Annotated in this window: 15 protein-coding genes and 5 tRNA genes; 18 read left to right on the top strand and 2 right to left on the bottom strand. The window is 43.3% G+C overall.

The window, feature by feature from the left end:
* Positions 1–6: 6 nt before the first annotated feature.
* From birA to ACAX20_RS13670, 11 genes are all read left to right on the top strand, one after another.
* The gene (gene birA / locus ACAX20_RS13720; protein ID WP_371187076.1) at positions 7–981 is read left to right on the top strand and encodes a bifunctional biotin--[acetyl-CoA-carboxylase] ligase/biotin operon repressor BirA; all 975 of its coding nucleotides are present in this window, start codon (positions 7–9) and stop codon (positions 979–981) included.
* A 2-nt stretch (positions 982–983) separates the two neighbouring features.
* A complete protein-coding gene (locus ACAX20_RS13715; protein ID WP_371187074.1) occupies positions 984–1,706 on the top strand; it encodes a type III pantothenate kinase in 723 nt (240 codons plus the stop codon).
* A gap of 147 nt (positions 1,707–1,853) precedes the next feature.
* A tRNA-Thr gene (locus tag ACAX20_RS13710) sits at positions 1,854–1,929 on the top strand.
* Between the two features lie 40 nt (positions 1,930–1,969).
* Positions 1,970–2,054 (top strand) — tRNA-Tyr (locus ACAX20_RS13705).
* A 27-nt stretch (positions 2,055–2,081) separates the two neighbouring features.
* Positions 2,082–2,156: transfer RNA gene (locus ACAX20_RS13700), tRNA-Gly, on the top strand.
* A 16-nt stretch (positions 2,157–2,172) separates the two neighbouring features.
* A tRNA-Thr gene (locus ACAX20_RS13695) sits at positions 2,173–2,248 on the top strand.
* A 227-nt stretch (positions 2,249–2,475) separates the two neighbouring features.
* Positions 2,476–3,660, top strand: a complete 1,185-nt coding sequence (gene tuf, locus ACAX20_RS13690) for an elongation factor Tu (RefSeq protein ID WP_371187036.1) — start codon at positions 2,476–2,478, stop codon at positions 3,658–3,660.
* Positions 3,661–4,473: 813 nt separating this feature from the next.
* Positions 4,474–4,550 (top strand) — tRNA-Trp (locus ACAX20_RS13685).
* A 66-nt stretch (positions 4,551–4,616) separates the two neighbouring features.
* Complete coding sequence (secE, locus tag ACAX20_RS13680) at positions 4,617–4,997, top strand: preprotein translocase subunit SecE (RefSeq protein WP_371187072.1); 381 nt, start codon at positions 4,617–4,619, stop codon at positions 4,995–4,997.
* Positions 4,998–5,000: 3 nt separating this feature from the next.
* Positions 5,001–5,546 carry a transcription termination/antitermination protein NusG gene (nusG, locus tag ACAX20_RS13675; protein ID WP_371187070.1) on the top strand — a complete coding sequence of 182 codons (546 nt, stop codon included), beginning with the start codon at positions 5,001–5,003 and terminating at the stop codon, positions 5,544–5,546.
* Between the two features lie 139 nt (positions 5,547–5,685).
* Entirely contained in the window at positions 5,686–6,579 is an 894-nt protein-coding gene (locus ACAX20_RS13670) for a sulfite exporter TauE/SafE family protein (RefSeq protein WP_371187068.1), read from the top strand.
* Between the two features lie 11 nt (positions 6,580–6,590).
* On the opposite strand, the gene ACAX20_RS13665 is transcribed toward ACAX20_RS13670, so the two are convergent.
* Positions 6,591–7,181 carry a hypothetical protein gene (locus ACAX20_RS13665; RefSeq protein WP_371187067.1) on the bottom strand — a complete coding sequence of 197 codons (591 nt, stop codon included), beginning with the start codon at positions 7,179–7,181 and terminating at the stop codon, positions 6,591–6,593.
* Positions 7,171–7,659 carry an RNA polymerase sigma factor gene (locus ACAX20_RS13660; protein ID WP_371187065.1) on the bottom strand — a complete coding sequence of 163 codons (489 nt, stop codon included), beginning with the start codon at positions 7,657–7,659 and terminating at the stop codon, positions 7,171–7,173. The genes ACAX20_RS13665 and ACAX20_RS13660 overlap by 11 nt, the downstream gene beginning before the upstream one ends.
* Before the next feature lie 213 nt (positions 7,660–7,872).
* On the opposite strand from ACAX20_RS13660, the gene ACAX20_RS13655 reads away from it, so the two are divergent.
* The 7 genes from ACAX20_RS13655 to rpoC all read left to right on the top strand — a co-directional run bounded on the left by ACAX20_RS13655 (position 7,873) and on the right by rpoC (position 19,564).
* The gene (locus ACAX20_RS13655) at positions 7,873–8,109 is read left to right on the top strand and encodes a hypothetical protein (protein ID WP_371187063.1); all 237 of its coding nucleotides are present in this window, start codon (positions 7,873–7,875) and stop codon (positions 8,107–8,109) included.
* Between the two features lie 434 nt (positions 8,110–8,543).
* Positions 8,544–8,972, top strand: coding sequence for a 50S ribosomal protein L11 (rplK, locus tag ACAX20_RS13650; protein ID WP_371187061.1), 429 nt, complete (start codon positions 8,544–8,546; stop codon positions 8,970–8,972).
* Between the two features lie 3 nt (positions 8,973–8,975).
* Complete coding sequence (rplA, locus tag ACAX20_RS13645; protein WP_371187059.1) at positions 8,976–9,674, top strand: 50S ribosomal protein L1; 699 nt, start codon at positions 8,976–8,978, stop codon at positions 9,672–9,674.
* A 295-nt stretch (positions 9,675–9,969) separates the two neighbouring features.
* A complete protein-coding gene (gene rplJ / locus ACAX20_RS13640; protein WP_371187057.1) occupies positions 9,970–10,464 on the top strand; it encodes a 50S ribosomal protein L10 in 495 nt (164 codons plus the stop codon).
* A 77-nt stretch (positions 10,465–10,541) separates the two neighbouring features.
* Positions 10,542–10,907 (top strand): 50S ribosomal protein L7/L12, encoded by a 366-nt coding sequence (rplL, locus tag ACAX20_RS13635; RefSeq protein WP_290252152.1) that lies wholly within the window; start codon positions 10,542–10,544, stop codon positions 10,905–10,907.
* 325 nt (positions 10,908–11,232) lie between these two features.
* On the top strand, positions 11,233–15,261 hold the full coding sequence (gene rpoB, locus ACAX20_RS13630; protein ID WP_371187055.1) for a DNA-directed RNA polymerase subunit beta: 4,029 nt from the start codon (positions 11,233–11,235) through the stop codon (positions 15,259–15,261).
* Between the two features lie 73 nt (positions 15,262–15,334).
* Positions 15,335–19,564, top strand: a complete 4,230-nt coding sequence (rpoC, locus tag ACAX20_RS13625) for a DNA-directed RNA polymerase subunit beta' (RefSeq protein ID WP_371187053.1) — start codon at positions 15,335–15,337, stop codon at positions 19,562–19,564.
* Positions 19,565–19,704 lie beyond the last annotated feature (140 nt).

Here is a 19,704-nt window from a genome sequence, read left to right as displayed (position 1 = left end):
TTTGTCATGGCGAAGGTCGTGCGAGAAGAATTAATTAGGCAACTTGCCGCAGGAGAGTTTGTTTCTGGGCAACATCTTGCAGAGCAATTACATGTATCACGCACAGCGATATCTAAGCATATTAAAGCCCTAGGTGAGATGGGACTTGATATATTTTCAGTGCAAGGTAAAGGATACAAGTTAGCGCAGCCTATCCAGTTACTTGAGCAAAAGCTTATTACTCAACATCTGCAACACTTACAGGCTAATAATAGCATTGAAGTGCATACCATAATTGATTCTACCAATTCATATTTAATGCGCCGCCTGCCTAATAATGTTCAGCACGAGCAGGTATGTATCTCGGAGTATCAGTCATCAGGACGAGGCCGCCGTGGCAAACAATGGCTATCACCGTTTGGCTCACACCTTTACATGTCAATGTATTGGCATTTAGAGCAAGGTATGGCAGCAGCAATGGGTATTTCGATCGTGGTTGGTATTGCCGTAGCTGATGTACTGAGAATGGATTATAACCTCGATGTCCAGCTAAAGTGGCCTAATGATATTTATATTAATGGCGCTAAAATTGCCGGTATTCTGGTAGAGCTTGAAGGGCAGAGCATTGGTCCTGGCCACTGTGTTATCGGTTTGGGGCTTAACGTGCAAATGCCCGAAAGTGTTGGTGCTGATATTGACCAAGCCTGGACTGATTTACAACGCCAACTATCTGCACGTGTGGATCGAAACGTATTGTCGGCACGTCTTGTTAAGCAAATTAGTCTTCGCTTGCAGCAACATCAACAATCTGGTTTAGCGCCAATGCTCGAAGAGTGGCAACGACAAGACTATTTCTATAACCAAGCGATAACGATTTACAGTGGTGACAAGGTAACGGCTGGTATATGTCGTGGCATAAATAGCAGTGGTGCTTTATTGTTAGAGGTGAATGGCAAACTACAGCCAGTGTATGGTGGCGAAATTAGTTTAAGAGCGGGCTAATTATGTATTTATTTATTGATGCAGGAAATACCCAAGTCAAATACATGCTAAGTAATGGTGACGTGTTATCGACTATTGAACGCCATAGCACAGATGCCTTTTTAGCTCTGTTACCAAGTTTACCAACACTCAAGCAAGTGTTATTGGCTAGCGTTGCAAATGATGCGTTCGCAACAAGTGTGAATAACTGGTGTCAGCAAAACAATACAGCTTATCGTCAGCTGACAACTGAACAAACAGCATTTGCTATTAACAATAGTTATGGCAACTACCAAACCATGGGTGTGGATCGCTGGCTTGCTATAGTTGGTGCAGAGGAGCAGTACCCAAATCGTAACTTGATTATTATCGACTCGGGTACCGCGACAACGATTGATATTTTGTCGGCAGATAAACAGCACATCGGTGGTTGGATCGTGCCAGGGATTGAGCTGATGGCCAACAGTTTGTTTCAACATACCAGCAAAGTCTTTGGTCAAGTAGCAGATATTGAAACCTTATTATTTGGTGACAATACCTCTGATAACGTCAACTTCGGGGTATGGGCTGCCACTATTGGTGTTGTTAACCAAGCCATTGACTTATGTGCGACGAAAAAGTTATCGGATAGTATGCTTATATTTACCGGTGGTTACGGCGAGCGTTTAAATAACGCCGGAAAATTTCATGGTAAAGTTATTAGCGACTTGGTTTTTTGCGGTATTAAACGTTATATCAGTTGTTAACTATTGTTTATATTATCAGCGCATTGTAGCCTTTTTATTACATAGTCGAGTAAATAATCAGCAAACGAGAAAAAACTTAATTTTTTTTAAAATTAGCTATTGCAAGCTGTAAAACATTACTCTAGAATTCGCATCACTTAATGCAGTGCCGACTTAGCTCAGTTGGTAGAGCAACTGACTTGTAATCAGTAGGTCGCCAGTTCGATTCCGGCAGTCGGCACCATTAATTCCACTCATCGTGTTGAGTGAGAAGCATAGCATTAGGAGGGGTTCCCGAGTGGCCAAAGGGATCAGACTGTAAATCTGACGGCTCTGCCTTCGGTGGTTCGAATCCACCTCCCTCCACCATTATTCGCTAAGATAGCTGATAGACGCGCGGGTGTCGTATACTGGCTATTACCCTAGCCTTCCAAGCTAGAGAAACGGGTTCGATTCCCGTCACCCGCTCCATATAGAAAGTCAGGATGCTGATGTAGCTCAGTTGGTAGAGCGCACCCTTGGTAAGGGTGAGGTCGGGAGTTCGAATCTCCCCATTAGCACCACTCCTGATAACCTCTTTGAAGAACCTTCCTTCACCGTCTATCATTTATTGTTAACGTAAAAATTTTTAGGGTGTGTTGATTCATCTCTTGCTGTTATGGCAGGAATGTTGCGATCAGGGCAAACTGGAACTTGAAATTGGCGTGAATGTCTGATCATAAATGGTGATGCGCATGTAACACGCCCTGCAAAAATAGTATTTTTGTACTTTTTTAAAGGTAATTGAAAAATGGCTAAAGAAAAATTTGAACGTTCGAAACCGCACGTTAACGTTGGTACAATCGGCCACGTTGACCACGGTAAAACAACTCTAACTGCTGCGATTTCTGCAGTTCTAACTAAAACTCACGGTGGTGAAGTTCGTGATTTCGCACAAATCGATAACGCTCCAGAAGAGCGTGAGCGTGGTATCACAATCAACACTTCTCACATCGAGTATGACACAGCTGACCGTCACTACGCGCACGTAGACTGTCCAGGTCACGCCGACTACGTTAAAAACATGATCACTGGTGCTGCTCAAATGGACGGCGCGATCTTAGTAGTTGCAGCAACTGATGGTCCAATGCCACAAACACGTGAGCACATCCTACTTTCTCGTCAGGTTGGTGTACCTTACATCATCGTATTCATGAACAAATGTGACATGGTTGATGACGAAGAGCTTCTAGAGCTAGTAGAAATGGAAGTACGTGAACTTCTTTCTGAATACGACTTCCCAGGTGATGACTTACCAGTAGTTCAAGGTTCAGCACTAGGTGCATTGAACGGCGAAGCTCAGTGGGAAGAGAAAGTTCTAGAACTTGCTAACCACTTAGATACTTACATTCCAGAGCCAGAGCGTGCAATCGATGGTGATTTCATCCTACCAATCGAAGACGTATTCTCAATCCAAGGTCGTGGTACTGTTGTAACAGGTCGTGTTGAGCGTGGTATCATCCGTGTAGGTGACGACGTAGAAATCGTTGGTATCAAAGACACTACTTCAACAACTTGTACAGGTGTTGAAATGTTCCGTAAGCTTCTTGACGAAGGTCGTGCTGGTGAGAACTGTGGTGTTCTTCTTCGTGGTACTAAGCGTGATGAAGTACAACGTGGTCAAGTACTTGCTAAGCCAGGTTCAATCACTCCTCACACTAAGTTTGAGTCAGAAGTATACGTACTAACTAAAGATGAAGGTGGTCGTCACACACCATTCTTCAAAGGCTACCGTCCACAGTTCTACTTCCGTACAACTGACATCACTGGTGCAGTAGAGCTTCCAGAAGGTGTAGAAATGGTAATGCCAGGCGACAACTTAAAGTTTGTTGTAGAGCTAATCAACCCAATCGCGATGGACGAAGGTTTACGCTTCGCTATCCGTGAAGGTGGTCGTACAGTAGGTGCTGGTGTTGTATCTAAAATCATCGAGTAATCGATAGGTTTTAACACCCATCTATAGAAAGAGCAGCCATAGGCTGCTCTTTTTGTTTTTACGGCCGGCTTCACGGTGCTCCGTGATGACCGAGCACGTTAAGAAAACAGTCCTAATGGACTGTTTTTAGTAAGCAAGGACGAGAGCCTCTGGCGCGACGTTAGAGTCGTACAGGCCAAAAACAGCAGCCATTGGCTGCTCTTTTTATTTTTACGGTCTAAGTAAAAGGACTATTGCACGAGTAGTTCCAAGGCATAAAGCGTTCATCCGTAAACCTGTCAGCATTAGTACTTCTATGTACGTTACCGCCATAAAGCGTACGTCCCTGAACCTGTCGGCATTAGCACCTCCATGTACGTTACCGACATAAAACGTTCGTCCCTGAACCTGTCGGCATTAGTACCTCCATGTACGTTACCGCCATAAAACGTTCGTCCCTGAACCTGTCGGCATTAGTACCTCCATGTACGTTACCGCCATAAAACGTTCGTCCCTAACCTGTCGGCATTTGTGCATCCATGTACGTTACCGACATAAAACGTTCTTCCCTGAACCTGTCGGCATTCGTACATCCATGTACGTTACCGACATAAAACGTTCTTCCCTAGACCTGTCGGCATTAGTACATCCATGTACGTCATATCGGGAAAACACTTATTAACACTTTCTATTAACAGAATGCTAAATAGCGCTTGAGTAATTGTAGAAGCTAAGTATAATAGCCCTTCACTTCTCATGTATTTCTTAATTTTCCCTTCGAAGCAAAGAAACCACATGACAAGTGTATCGGTATCTTGGTGATACTTTTAGTTTAGGGGTGTAGTTCCAATTGGTAGAACGGCGGTCTCCAAAACCGACGGTTGGGAGTTCGAGTCTCTCCACCCCTGCCAAATTTTTTAAACCTCGCAAATGCGGGGTGGTTTTGTCTTGATATTGACAGGAACAGGTCAGAAGTTATGAATGCAAGTACAGAAACCCCACAAGGTGGTTCTCTAGACACAGTAAAGTGGATTTTGGTTTTCGCTCTTTTAATTGGTGCCGTATTTGGTAACTATTATTTCGGTGAAGAGTCAGTGTTATTTAGAGCGCTAGGTGTTGTTGCCGCTGTAGTTGTAGCAGGTTTAATTGCTATGCAAACAGAAAAAGGTCGCACATTTTTGACTTTCGCCAAAGAATCTCGCACTGAAGTACGTAAGGTTGTATGGCCGACCAAACAAGAATCAATACAGACTACGGGTATTGTAATCGTAGCAACCTTGATTATGTCATTGTTGTTATGGGGCCTAGATAGCCTGTTATACGCAATTGTTAGCTTTATAACTTCTCTACAGGTGTAAAGAATGTCTGAAGAAATCAAATTAAGATGGTATGTAGTTCAAGCGTTTTCTGGCTACGAAGCTCGCGTTCAAAAAACGTTATTAGAACACATTAAAATCCACAGCATGGAAGACAAGTTCGGTCAGGTTTTAGTACCTACTGAAGAAGTTGTTGAAATGCGTGCTGGTCAAAAGCGCAAGAGCGCTCGCAAATTCTTCCCTGGCTATGTTTTAGTTGAGATGGCAATGGACGAAGAAGCATGGCACTTAGTGAAAAGTGTTCCACGCGTACTTGGTTTTATTGGTGGTACCTCTGATCGTCCAATGCCAATTACCAAGCAAGAAGCAGATCGTATTCTTCAGCGTTTAGATGAGTCTACTGATGCTCCGCGTCCTAAGACAATGTTTGAAGCAGGTGAAGTGGTTCGTGTTATCGATGGTCCGTTCGCTGACTTCAATGGTGTTGTTGAAGAAATGGATTATGAAAAGAACCGTCTTAAGGTTTCTGTTTCTATCTTTGGCCGTTCAACACCGGTAGAATTAGAATTCTCACAAGTAGAGAAAACCTAACTCTCACTATCTGTTATGGAAAAAGCCGCGTATATCGCGGCTTTTTTGTATCTGCTTTTACCTGTCCAGTTATTGCGCCCAATCTTACCATTGGGTACTATCGCTCTATATTCTACACTTATTAACATAGCTGATATTGATGTACGCGCTATTAACAGAGAACCTCCGTTACAAATTATTTTTTGCTGGTTTATTGCTAGCGTCGCTATGGGCTGTGTTACTCATGCAATCGGCGAACCCTATCGATATCATCAGTGATTATTTTGGGTTTTTCTTTCTTGGTATTGGTGGGGCCATCGCCGCTAATGCAACAGGAGCTGGTGGTGGGGTCGTTTTCGTACCATCGTTTGATGCTCTTGGCATGCAAATCGATGAAGTAATTGCCACGAGCTTCGCTATCCAATGTTTTGGTATGAGCATGGGCAGTCTGTCGTGGTTGTTGTTTTTTCATGATAACAACGAGCAGAAAGTTGAGCGCACCAAGCTACTTTACCAAGCAATTTTTGCAAGCTTACCGTTTTCGATAATTGGCATCTGGCTAGTACAATACTTCCCCATTCCAGCAATTGCTGAAACCAATACTTTATTTAGCTGGTTTTCATTGATCTTTGGTCTGATCGTTTTGTATCACTGTGCCTATCTTGGTAAGCGTTCAACGCATCGCTATGCAACAGCGCTCACTATAAGTGAAGTACTACTTATTGCTATTGTCAGCTTGATCGGCGGTATCATCACGGCATGGATATCTGTTGGTGTCGGTGAGATATTGGCTGTTATTTTACTCCTGCGTGGCTTTTCGGTGATGTTTTCCGTCGCTGCCGGGGTTATTGTATCGGCATTATCTGTACTTAGTGGTATTTATTACTTTATTAGCCAACAGTTAATTAATACCGATGTATTAATGTTTGCTGCACCTGGTGCCCTAGTCGGTGCATTCTTAGCTCGCTACATTGCAATATGGCTAGGTGCACAGCGCTTGAAGTTATTTTTAGGTTGCTGGATTTTACTGGTAGGTATACTAGGCGTTTTATAATCAAAACATAGTTAACCATCGTCACTGCCTTTTTGTAAATTTGCTAGGGCTTGGCGCCCTCGGCGAATTTTCCAGACGCCGTAGTAAGCCATTAACGACACCCAGAATAATGTCCAGCATAGTAAGAAGAGCCATTGCTTTGCACTACTAATTAATGGCGGGCCCAACCACCACTGCTCAATCACAAATACAACTACCATTGTTGTTGTAATCACCAGCGTTGAAACATTAAAAAGCTTTCCGGCTTTGATGTCGCCATGAGCACGCTTAATTAAGTAATCATGGTAGCTAGAGGTGCTCTCGAGCAACGCCTGATGGCTTAGACCTCGTATTTTGTAGAATTGCCAACTTAAAAATGCGCCATAAACTAAGGCGAGTCCTAGCCAACTAAGTGTGACAAGCGACCTGTCATGCTGCCAAGCGGCGTATAGTAAAGCAGCTAATACTAGGTTGCCTAAAACGTCGCCAGCCAAATAAATAGCGTTTTTAATTTTTTCTTTACCTGCAATATTTGCAAGCTGAGTCGAAGAAGGGGGAGCTTCGTGACTAATCGATTGCCAAACTTCATTTAATTCGACTTCCTTTTGCTCATTATGATTCATCTAATCGTTCCTTTAGATTGTATTTACCTCGGTTCATTAACACCCCAACATGTGACATAGTAAAACCGGTGATATCGGCTATTTGTTTATAACTGAACCCTTCGAACAATAAGCTAATAACCTGCCTTTGATTCATCGGTAGTGATCGCATCGCTGTTAATAATGCGTGTTGCTTTTCTGTATATATACCAGATTTATGATCACCTTCATTGGCATCTAGTTGTTCACAAGGTAGTGGTGTTGTGTCGACTTGTTTTACTTGCCGACTTACGTGATTGATTGCTTGGTTGTGGGCAATACGATAAATGAACGCTTTGATCTTTTCTTCATCGCGGCATTTTTCAAGTGAGCGCCATATCGCTAATCCTATTTCTTGAATGAGTTCATCTTGAACGTCGTGATTAGCCTCATAACTCATCACAAGTCGCGCAATCCCCGTACGATGCTGATGCCAAAGTTGATTGAAGTCTGGTTTCAAGCTTTTTCCCTAACTGTTTAAAGCGCTCATTTTGCTTAATATCTTGATGACGAAATATCACGACCATAACCTAATTTGCAAAGTCGTAATTACTCGATCATGTAAATTGTCGCTGGTTTACTTATTAAGTCCTTAAAACTTTATTTTTATTACAGTGTAATAAAATATATTTTTTTCAGACTATACGGTAACACATCATATTAGGAGACCGTTATGTTAGAGAAATTTATACTTATGACTCTTATCACCTTGGCTATTGTCGTTCTTGCTTATCTCGATAAAAAATATCAATTAGGACTTAATGGCCAACCAGACAATATCAATAACAAGGCAAAGCACAATGATGAGGATTGCAACAACATACGAGAGCGAATTGAAACCTTAGAAAAGATCGTCACCGAGCCAAGTTATCAGCTCAATAAAGATATCGAGCAATTATTGAAACGTTAGGTCACATTCATTAATGTTATCTGCGCTTTACCACGGAAAGGACATTAACCTTTGTGAAATATCGATGTGTCAGCGCCAACTTGATGCACGATATTTCAATAGAACAGGTTACTTTGATGAGTGACGATATCAAACACCACTGTTTCACATAGCCGGTAAATTTTATGTGTATTTGGCATATCTTTGCTGGTTACCTTAGCCCGTTTTATCGTTTTTAGCCTGCCTGTTCGGTTGAACACAAAACCCTTTCTACAAACAACTTAGCTGCGTTCTATATTAGCAAGCTAAAAAATGTACAGACAGGCTTGCAAATCAACTGTCGATTAATATATAATCCGCTGCCGATTTGTTTGGATTCCAGATGAATCTGTATTTTATTTAACCGGGGAGCTGTTTTGTTTCAGCGATATCACCCAAACATAAGGTATTAAACAATGGCTAAGAAAGTCCAAGCTTTAATCAAGCTACAGGTTGCTGCTGGTGCAGCTAACCCGTCACCACCAGTTGGTCCTGCTCTAGGTCAACACGGTGTAAACATCATGGAATTCTGTAAAGCGTTTAACGCACGTACAGATTCTTTAGATAAAGGCGCTCCAGTTCCAGTAGTAATTACTGTTTACAGCGATCGCTCTTTCACTTTTGAAACTAAAACTCCACCTGCTTCTTACTTACTTAAGAAAGCTGCTGGTATCAAGAGTGGTTCAGGTCGTCCTAACACTGAGAAAGTTGGTACTGTTACTACAGCTCAACTTGAAGAGATCGTTAAGATGAAAGAACCTGATCTAACTGCTGGTTCAATGGAAGCTGCAGTGCGTACAATTGCTGGCTCTGCCCGTGCAATGGGTTTGGTAGTAGAGGACTAATCAATGGCTAAATTATCAAAACGCGCTCGTCTAATCCGTGAAAAAGTAGACGTATTAAAAGAATACGAAATCAATGAAGCAATCGCTTTATTGAAAGAGTTAGCTACTGCTAACTTCAAAGAGTCTGTAGATGTTGCAGTTAAACTAGGCATCGACGCTCGTAAATCTGACCAAAACGTTCGTGGTGCTACTGTACTACCTCACGGTACTGGCCGTGACGTTCGTGTTGCTGTGTTCACACAGGGCGCTAACGTAGAACTAGCTAAAGAAGCTGGTGCAGACATCGTTGGTATGGAAGATCTAGCTGAGCAAGTAAAAGCTGGCGAAATGAACTTCGACGTTGTTATCGCAACTCCAGACGCGATGCGTGTTGTAGGTCAACTAGGTCAAGTATTAGGTCCACGTGGTCTAATGCCAAACCCGAAAGTTGGTACTGTAACTCCAGACGTAGCTACTGCTGTTAAGAACGCAAAAGCTGGTCAGATCCGTTACCGCAACGACAAGAATGGTATCATCCATTCGACTATCGGTAAGGTAGACTTCGACGCGAATCAAATTGAAGAAAACCTAGTTGCTTTATTGGCTGCTCTTAAGAAAGCTAAGCCAGCTCAAGCAAAAGGCGCTTACTTCAAGAAGGTATCTCTTTCAACGACTATGGGTGCTGGTGTAACTATCGCTCAAAACTCTTTGTCTGATATCTAATAAAGCGTTTACAGTGAGCGAATTTTAAACTATAATTCGCTCCCTCAAATTTTGGTAGGTGCTGAATTGATGTTACCGATTGGTTTGATTATCAATTCAGTTCCCGTCAAAGACCATAGGTGTAAACCAACCCTTAAGCACTTTATGAGTGTGGTGCGGTTTGCTTAATGTCCTATGTAGATGGTGATTACCCAGATATTTTCCTAAATTTCTGGCTCTCGCCGTAAGGCCTAAGGCGGATGATGCCTTGGGAGAGTTAAATACCGGTTTACCGGTTAACCAGGAGTTAAAGCCAATGGCTATTAATCTTGATGATAAAAAAGCAATTGTTGCTGAAGTTCAAGAAGCTGCCTCTGGCGCTCTTTCAGCTGTTGTTGCCGACTCGCGCGGTGTAACAGTTGAAGCGATTACTGCATTGCGTAAGCAAGCACGTGAAAACGGTGTATGGATGAAAGTCGTTCGTAACACCTTAGCACGTCGTGCAGTAGAAGGTACTCCATTCGAATGTTTGAAAGATTCATTCGTTGGTCCTTCACTAATCGCATTCTCAAGCGAGCACCCAGGTGCTGCAGCGCGTATTTTCAGTGATTTCGCTAAAGAAAACGATATCTTTGAACTTAAAACCGCTGCATACGAAGGTGACGTAGTAGACGTACAAGTACTAGCTAAGCTACCTACTTACGACGAAGCTATTGCACGCTTGATGAGCGCAATGAAAGAAGCATCTGCTGGCAAACTTGTACGCACTATTGCTGCAGTTCGCGATCAGAAAGAGCAAGAAGCAGCTTAATTGCGCTGTTAGCTTGTATTTATATAGTTTTTATCTAACAGCGTATTGGCTGTTTAAATTTAATAGGAAAGATGATTATGTCTATCTCTAAAGACGATATCTTAAATGCAGTTGCTGAAATGTCAGTAATGGAAGTTGTTGAACTAATTGAAGCAATGGAAGAGAAGTTCGGTGTTTCTGCTGCTGCAGCTGTTGCTGTTGCTGCTGACGCTGGTGCAGCTGCTGCTGAGCAAACAGAATTCGACGTAGTTCTAGAAAGCTTCGGTGGTAACAAAGTTGCTGTTATCAAGGCAGTACGTGGTGCTACTGGTCTTGGTCTTAAAGAAGCTAAAGAAGTTGTTGAATCAGCTCCTAAAGCTCTTAAAGAAGGCGTTTCTAAAGAAGAAGCTGAAGCTCTTAAAGCTGAACTTGAAGAAGCAGGCGCAACTGTTGCTATCAAGTAATCTGTATACTTACAGATTAGCTGCCTAATTTAGGCAATGGCTGGTGATAAATGTCACCGGCCTTTTTGCGCTAAAAGAGATTGTTTTTTTTATGTTAACTTGTTAGTGTTTAAAGTTACCGTCTCTTTAGCGTAAACACCGGTTCTTAAAAGAAAAAAGTTTTCAACTGTTGATTTTTTCGTCAGTTGAGGTTTTTTTTTATATAAGGATTGACGGTAAATGTTAAGCAAATAAGCCAAGAGATATTTGCTTAGTGTTTTACAAGATTTACTCCTGATACTAACCCCAGTATCAGGTTGGCCATAACGAGCAAGATGAGGAACCCATGGTTTACTCTTATTCTGAGAAGAAGCGTATTCGTAAGGATTTTGGTAAGAGCGCTCAGGTAATGGACTATCCATTCCTGTTGTCTATCCAACTCGAATCTTTCCGCAAGTTTATTGATATCGACGAAACGGGTACAGTAGGTTTAGAAGCCGCTTTCCGTAGTGTATTCCCAATCAAAAGTTATTCTGGTAACTCAGAGTTACAATACGTTAGCTACCGTTTAGGTGAGCCATTATTTGACGTTAAAGAATGTCAAATCCGTGGTGTTACCTATTCTGCAGCTTTACGCGTTAAATTACGTCTTGTAATTTACGATAAAGAAGCCGCAGCAGGTACCGTAAAAGATATTAAAGAACAAGAAGTATATATGGGCGAAATCCCATTGATGACAGAAAACGGTACGTTTGTTATCAATGGTACTGAGCGTGTTATTGTTTCACAATTACACCGTTCTCCTGGTGTATTCTTTGATCATGACAAGGGTAAAACCCACTCGTCAGGTAAAGTGCTTTATAACGCACGCGTTATCCCTTACCGTGGTTCATGGTTGGATTTCGAGTTTGATCCAAAAGATAACTTATTCGTACGTATTGACCGTCGTCGTAAGTTACCTGCGTCGATCATCCTACGTGCACTTGAGTACAGCACAGAAGAAATTCTGGCGATGTTCTACACCACAACACGTTTTGACATCAAAAAGAATAAAGTCGTTATGGAATTGGTTCCAGAACGTCTACGTGGTGAAACAGCAACGTTTGATATCAAGATGCCGAATGGCGATATCTTAGTTGAGCAAGGCCGTCGTATTACCGCTCGTCACATCCGTGATCTAGCGAAAGAGAACGTAGAAACGTTAGAAGTACCACCAGATTACATCGTTGGTCGCGTGCTAGCTAAAGATTACGTCAACAAGAGCACAGGTGAGTTAGTTGCAGAAGCAAACACTGAACTTACGTTAGAGCTTGTTGCTGAACTTGTTCAAGCGGGTTACAAATCACTAGATACTCTGTACATGAATGAATTCGATTGTGGTTCATACATGTCAGACACTTTACGCATCGATAGCTCAACAAATCGTCTAGACGCGCTTGTTGAAATTTACCGTATGATGCGCCCTGGTGAGCCACCAACGAAAGAAGCTGCCGAAGCGTTATTTGATAACTTATTCTTCTCAGATGAGCGTTACGATTTATCAAGCGTTGGTCGTATGAAGTTTAACCGTCGTGTTGGTCGTAGCGAATCAACTGGCGAAGGCGTTCTATCTAACGACGACATCATCGATGTAATGAAGACCCTTATCTCGATCCGTGATGGTAAAGGTGAAGTGGACGATATCGACCACTTAGGTAACCGTCGTATTCGTTCTGTAGGTGAAATGGCTGAGAACCAGTTCCGCGTAGGTTTAGTACGTGTTGAACGTGCCGTTCGTGAGCGTTTATCTCTTGGTGATCTTGATGCAGTAATGCCACAAGATTTAATTAACGCTAAGCCAATTTCTGCAGCGGTTAAAGAGTTCTTCGGTTCATCACAGCTATCGCAGTTTATGGACCAAAACAACCCGCTTTCAGAAGTAACGCACAAGCGTCGTATCTCAGCGTTAGGCCCAGGTGGTTTGACTCGTGAACGCGCAGGCTTCGAGGTTCGAGACGTTCACCCAACTCACTATGGTCGTGTTTGTCCAATCGAGACTCCTGAAGGTCCAAACATTGGTTTGATTAACTCATTGTCTTGTTATGCACGTACTAACGATTACGGTTTCCTAGAAACCCCATATCGTCGTGTTGTAGACGGTGTTGTTACTGACGAAATCGACTACTTATCTGCAATCGAAGAAGGCAACTTTGTGGTTGCACAGGCAAACGCTGAAGTAGATGCTGATAACAAGCTAGTTGACGGTCTTGTACCGTGTCGTCACAAAAACGAATTTACCTTAATGTCATCTGATCAAGTTCAGTATATGGATGTTTCTCCACAGCAAATCATCTCTGTGGCAGCATCACTTATCCCGTTCCTTGAGCACGATGATGCGAACCGTGCATTGATGGGTGCCAACATGCAACGTCAAGCGGTTCCAACATTAAAAGCTGACAAGCCTCTTGTTGGTACTGGTATGGAAAAAACCATCGCTGTTGACTCAGGTGTAACTGCAGTTGCTAAGCGTGGTGGTGTTGTTGATTACGTTGATGCGTCACGTATCGTAGTACGTGTTAACGAAAGTGAAATGGTTCCAGGTGAAGCTGGTATTGATATCTACAACCTAACCAAATACACGCGTTCTAACCAAAACACCTGTATTAACCAGCGTCCTACTTGTAACGTTGGTGAGCCAGTACAACGTGGTGATGTTCTAGCTGACGGTCCATCGACTGACTTGGGTGAATTAGCACTTGGTCAAAACATGCGTATCGCGTTCATGCCTTGGAATGGTTACAACTTCGAGGACTCGATGTTGATTTCTGAGCGTGTAACCAAAGAAGACCGTTTCACAACGATTCACATTCAAGAGCTAAGCTGTATTGCTCGTGATACCAAGTTAGGTTCTGAAGAAATTACTTCAGATATTCCAAACGTTGGTGAGTCTGCATTAAGCAAGCTAGATGAGTCAGGTGTTGTATACATTGGTGCAGAAGTTAAGGGTGGCGACATCCTAGTAGGAAAAGTGACGCCAAAAGGTGAAACACAACTTACTCCTGAAGAAAAACTTCTACGTGCAATCTTCGGTGAAAAAGCTGCTGACGTTAAAGACAGCTCGCTACGTGTACCTAACTCAGTGCAAGGTACCATCATCGACGTACAGATCTTTACTCGCGATGGCGTAGAAAAAGACAAACGTGCCCTTGAAATCGAAGAAATGCAACTTGCTCAAGTTAAGAAAGACTTGGGTGACGAGTTCAGCATTTTAGAAGACGGCATCTATGCACGTGCTAAGAAGCTGCTAATGACAGCTGGCATGAACGAGTCAGACTTAAACAGCATGTCTCGTGACCAGTGGCTAACACAAAGCTTAGCAGACGAAGGTCAGCAAACTGAGCTTGAGCAAATTGCTGAGCAATACGATGCAATCAAAGCAGACTTCGAGAAGAAGTTCGAAGCTAAGCGCCGCAAGATCACTCAAGGTGATGACTTAGCACCGGGCGTATTAAAGATTGTTAAAGTGTACTTAGCGGTTAAACGTCGCCTACAACCAGGTGATAAGATGGCGGGTCGTCACGGTAACAAGGGTGTTATCTCTAACGTTGTTCCTGTAGAAGACATGCCTTACGATGAAAACGGTGAGCCGGTAGACATCGTACTTAACCCACTAGGTGTACCGTCACGTATGAACATCGGTCAGATCCTAGAAACTCACTTAGGTATGGCGGCACGCGGTATCGGTGAGAAGATCGATCGCATGATCAAGGAACAGCAAGAGCTTGCGAAACTTCGTTCATTCTTGAAAGACGTGTACGCAGTTGGCGAATCTCGTCAAATAGTTGATATCGATAACTTCTCAGACGATGAAGTCATGCGCTTAGCTGATAACTTACGTGCAGGCCTACCAATTGCAACACCAGCATTTGATGGTGCAGCAGAGAAAGAAATCAAAGAGCTATTCCGCTTAGCGGATATGCCAGAAAGCGGTCAATTCACGCTTTATGATGGTCGTACTGGCCGTGCGTTTGAGCGTCCTGTAACTGTTGGTTACATGTACATGCTGAAACTTAACCACTTGGTTGATGACAAGATGCACGCCCGTTCAACTGGTTCTTACTCTCTTGTTACGCAACAACCGTTGGGCGGTAAAGCTCAGTTCGGTGGTCAGCGTTTCGGTGAGATGGAGGTATGGGCACTGGAAGCATACGGTGCTGCCTACACCCTACAAGAGATGCTTACTGTTAAGTCGGATGACGTTAACGGTCGTACTAAGATGTACAAGAACCTTGTTGATGGTGATCATCGTATGGAACCTGGTATGCCTGAGTCGTTCAACGTACTACTTAAAGAAATCCGTTCTTTAGGTATTAACATTGAACTAGACCAAGAATAAGCCTAGGTCCGAAAACGAATTTAACGGGAGGGTAGTAACCCTCCCAGATGTTAACTCCGACAGGAGATAGAGTGTGAAAGATTTACTTAAGTTTCTTAAGCAACAAAATCAAACTGAAGAATTCGATGGTATTCGCATCGGCTTAGCGTCACCAGACATGATTCGTTCATGGTCATTCGGTGAAGTTAAAAAGCCTGAAACCATCAACTACCGTACGTTCAAGCCTGAGCGCGACGGCCTTTTCTGTGCTCGTATTTTCGGCCCAGTAAAAGATTATGAGTGTTTATGTGGTAAGTACAAGCGCCTTAAGCACCGTGGTGTAATTTGTGAAAAATGTGGTGTTGAAGTAACACTAACTAAAGTTCGTCGTGACCGTATGGGTCATATCGAATTAGCAAGCCCGGTTGCACACATTTGGTTCTTAAAATCATTACCATCTCGTATCGGTCTATTACTAGACATGACGTTACGTGATATTGAGCGTGTATTGTACTTTGAATCATACGTCGTTACCGAAGCGGGTATGACGACTCTTGAAGTAGGCCAAATCCTTACTGAAGAAGAGTACTTAGACTCATTAGAAGAGCATGGTGATGAGTTCGACGCGAAGATGGGTGCAGAAGCAATTCTTGCGCTTCTTCAGCAAATCGATCTAAACGGTGAAATCGAGCAAATGCGTGAAGAGCTACCAGAAATTGGTAGTGAAACTAAGCGTAAGAAGATCACTAAGCGTCTTAAGCTTATGGAAGCATTCGCCCAATCTGGTAACAAGCCAGAGTGGATGATCATGTCGGTTCTACCGATCCTTCCACCAGATCTACGTCCACTAGTACCACTAGATGGCGGCCGTTTTGCGACATCTGATTTGAACGACCTATACCGTCGTGTAATCAACCGTAACAACCGTTTGAAGCGTCTATTAGATCTAGTAGCACCAGACATCATCGTACGTAACGAAAAGCGTATGCTACAAGAATCTGTGGATGCGTTATTAGATAACGGTCGTCGTGGTCGTGCCATCACGGGTTCTAACAAACGTCCTCTGAAATCACTTGCTGACATGATCAAAGGTAAGCAAGGTCGTTTCCGTCAAAACCTTCTAGGTAAGCGTGTTGACTACTCAGGCCGTTCTGTAATTACCGTTGGTCCAACACTTCGTCTACATCAGTGTGGTTTACCGAAGAAGATGGCTTTAGAGTTATTCAAGCCATTTATTTACGGCAAGCTAGAAGCACGTGGCTTAGCGACAACTATCAAAGCAGCTAAGAAATTAGTAGAGCGTGAAGTAGGTGAAGTTTGGGACGTACTAGATGAAGTTATCCGCGAGCACCCGGTTATGCTTAACCGTGCACCGACACTTCACAGACTAGGTATCCAAGCGTTTGAACCAGTACTTATCGAAGGTAAAGCGATCCAGTTACACCCACTAGTGTGTGCGGCATATAACGCTGACTTCGATGGTGACCAAATGGCTGTTCACGTACCGCTAACGATTGAAGCTCAGTTAGAAGCACGTGCACTAATGATGTCTACTAACAACGTTCTTTCTCCTGCGAACGGTGATCCAATCATCGTACCTTCACAGGACGTTGTATTAGGTTTGTACTACTTAACTCGCGACCGTGTAAACGGCAAAGGCGAAGGCATGGTATTCGGTTCTCCTGAAGAAGCCGAAAAAGCTTACCGTACCGAAGTTGCTGGTCTGCATTCACGCGTAAAAGTGCGTATTACTCAGCACATCAATGGTGAAGACGTAACATCATTAATCGACACTACCGTTGGTCGTGCGATTTTATGGATGGTTTGTCCAAAAGGTTTACCATTCGAGATCATCAACAAGACATTAGGTAAGAAGCAAATCTCTAACCTAATTAACCATGCGTACCGTAACCTTGGTCTAAAAGATACTGTTATCTTTGCAGATCACATTATGTACACAGGTTTCCACTACGCGATGATCGCCGGTGCGTCTGTTGGTATCGACGATATGGTTATTCCTGATGAGAAATACACCATCATCGATGCAGCTGAAGAAGAAGTTAAAGAGATTCAACAACAGTTCGAATCTGGTCTTGTAACTGCCGGTGAGAAATACAACAAAGTTATCGATATCTGGTCATCAGCGAACGAAAAAGTTTCGAAAGCGATGATGGACAACTTGTCGAAAGAGCACGTTGAAAACCGCGATGGTGAAATGGAAGCTCAAGACTCGTTTAACTCGATCTTTATGATGGCTGACTCAGGTGCTCGTGGTAGTGCTGCTCAGATCCGTCAGCTAGCGGGTATGCGTGGTCTAATGGCAAAACCAGATGGCTCAATCATCGAAACGCCAATCACCGCGAACTTCCGTGAAGGTCTGAACGTACTACAGTACTTCATCTCAACTCACGGTGCTCGTAAAGGTTTGGCGGATACCGCACTTAAGACAGCGAACTCGGGTTACCTAACACGTCGTCTTGTTGACGTAGCACAAGATTTGGTTGTTACTGAAAACGATTGTGGTACAGAAGAAGGTCTATTAATGACACCACTTATTGAAGGTGGTGACGTTGTTGAACCGTTACGTGAACGTGTACTAGGTCGTACCGTAGCACAAGACGTATTCATTCCTGGTACTGAAGACGTATTATTTGCCCGTAATACACTTTTAGATGAAGCAAAATGTGACATCTTAGAAGAGCACTCGGTTGATCAAATTTGGGTTCGCTCAATCATCACCTGTGATACTGACTTTGGTATCTGTGCACAATGTTACGGTCGTGACTTGGCTCGTGGTCACCTTATCAACGAAGGTGAAGCAATTGGTGTTGTTGCAGCACAATCAATCGGTGAGCCGGGTACACAGCTTACCATGCGTACCTTCCACATCGGTGGTGCGGCATCTCGAGCGTCTGCAGAAAACAGCGTACAGGTGAAAAACACCGGTACCTTGAAGTTACAAAATGCGAAGTTTGTTACCAACTCTGATGGCAAGCTTGTAATTACCTCGCGTTCATCTGAGCTAACCGTTATTGATGAGTTAGGTCGTGAGAAAGAGCGTTATAAGGTACCTTACGGTGCAATTTTGACGAAAGTTGATGGTGCAGAGATTGCCGCTGGTGAAACGGTAGCAAACTGGGATCCACATACTCACCCAATCATCACTGAGGTAGCTGGTAAGATCAAATTTGTTGACCTTATCGAATCGGTAACTATGACCAAGCAAACTGATGACTTAACCGGTCTATCAAGCGTGGTTGTAACCGATGCAGCACAACGTAACTCTGCGGGTAAAGAAATGCGCCCAATGGTTAAGCTAGTTGATGCTAAAGGTAATGACGTAATGATTGCGGGTACAGATATCCCAGCTCAATACTTCTTACCAGGTAACGCAATCGTTAACCTAGAAGATGGTTCTGAGGTTAATATTGGTGATGCGCTAGCGCGTATTCCACAAGAGTCTTCGAAGACTCGTGATATTACCGGTGGTCTACCGCGTGTTGCTGACTTATTTGAAGCGCGTAAGCCGAAAGAGCCTGCAATCCTAGCGGAGAAGACCGGTATCATTGGTTTCGGTAAAGAAACTAAAGGTAAGCGTCGTTTACAAATCACCCAGCCAAGCGGTGAAGTATACGAAGAGATGATTCCTAAGTGGCGTCAGCTTAACGTGTTCGAGGGTGAAGCGGTTCAAAAAGGTGAAGTTATCGCCGATGGTCCAGAATCTCCACATGACATTTTACGTCTACGTGGTATTGACCATGTTGCAAACTACATCGTTAATGAAGTACAAGACGTTTACCGTCTGCAAGGTGTAAAGATTAACGATAAGCACATCGAAGTTATCGTTCGTCAAATGCTGCGCAAGTGTGAAATCATGGATGGTGGTGACAGCGAATTCTTAGCGGGTGAGCACGTAGAAGTTGCACGCGTTAAGATTGCTAACCGTCAATTAGAAGCAGAAGGTAAGAAACCTGCTGAGTTCCAAACAATGCTGATGGGTATTACCAAAGCATCATTGGCAACTGAGTCATTTATCTCTGCAGCGTCGTTCCAAGAAACAACACGTGTACTAACCGAAGCAGCGGTTGCTGGTAAGAAAGACGACTTACGTGGTTTGAAAGAAAACGTTATCGTTGGTCGCTTGATCCCAGCAGGTACTGGTTACGCTTATCACAAAAAGCGTGCAGAAGCGGCAACAACAGAACAAGAGCCAATGGTTTCAGCAGAAGATGCAGAACAAGCTCTTACTGATGCGCTTAATGCCGAAATGTTAGGTGGCTTCGGCGACTTAACAGGTGGTGAAGGCCAAGCAGATAACGAATAATCGTTAACGCATAACTAATGTTAGAAGGGACCTTAGGGTCCCTTCTTTGTTTTTAGCGGCAAATTAAATATATCGAGTGATTAACAAGCAATGATCTTTGATCTTTTTTGGTTACTAAATGCACAAAAAAGATCAAAGAT

The organism is Thalassotalea sp. Sam97, assembly GCF_041379765.1.
In the GTDB taxonomy this organism is placed as follows: domain Bacteria; phylum Pseudomonadota; class Gammaproteobacteria; order Enterobacterales; family Alteromonadaceae; genus Thalassotalea_A; species Thalassotalea_A maritima.
This window is presented reverse-complemented; position numbering and strand designations above follow the sequence as displayed.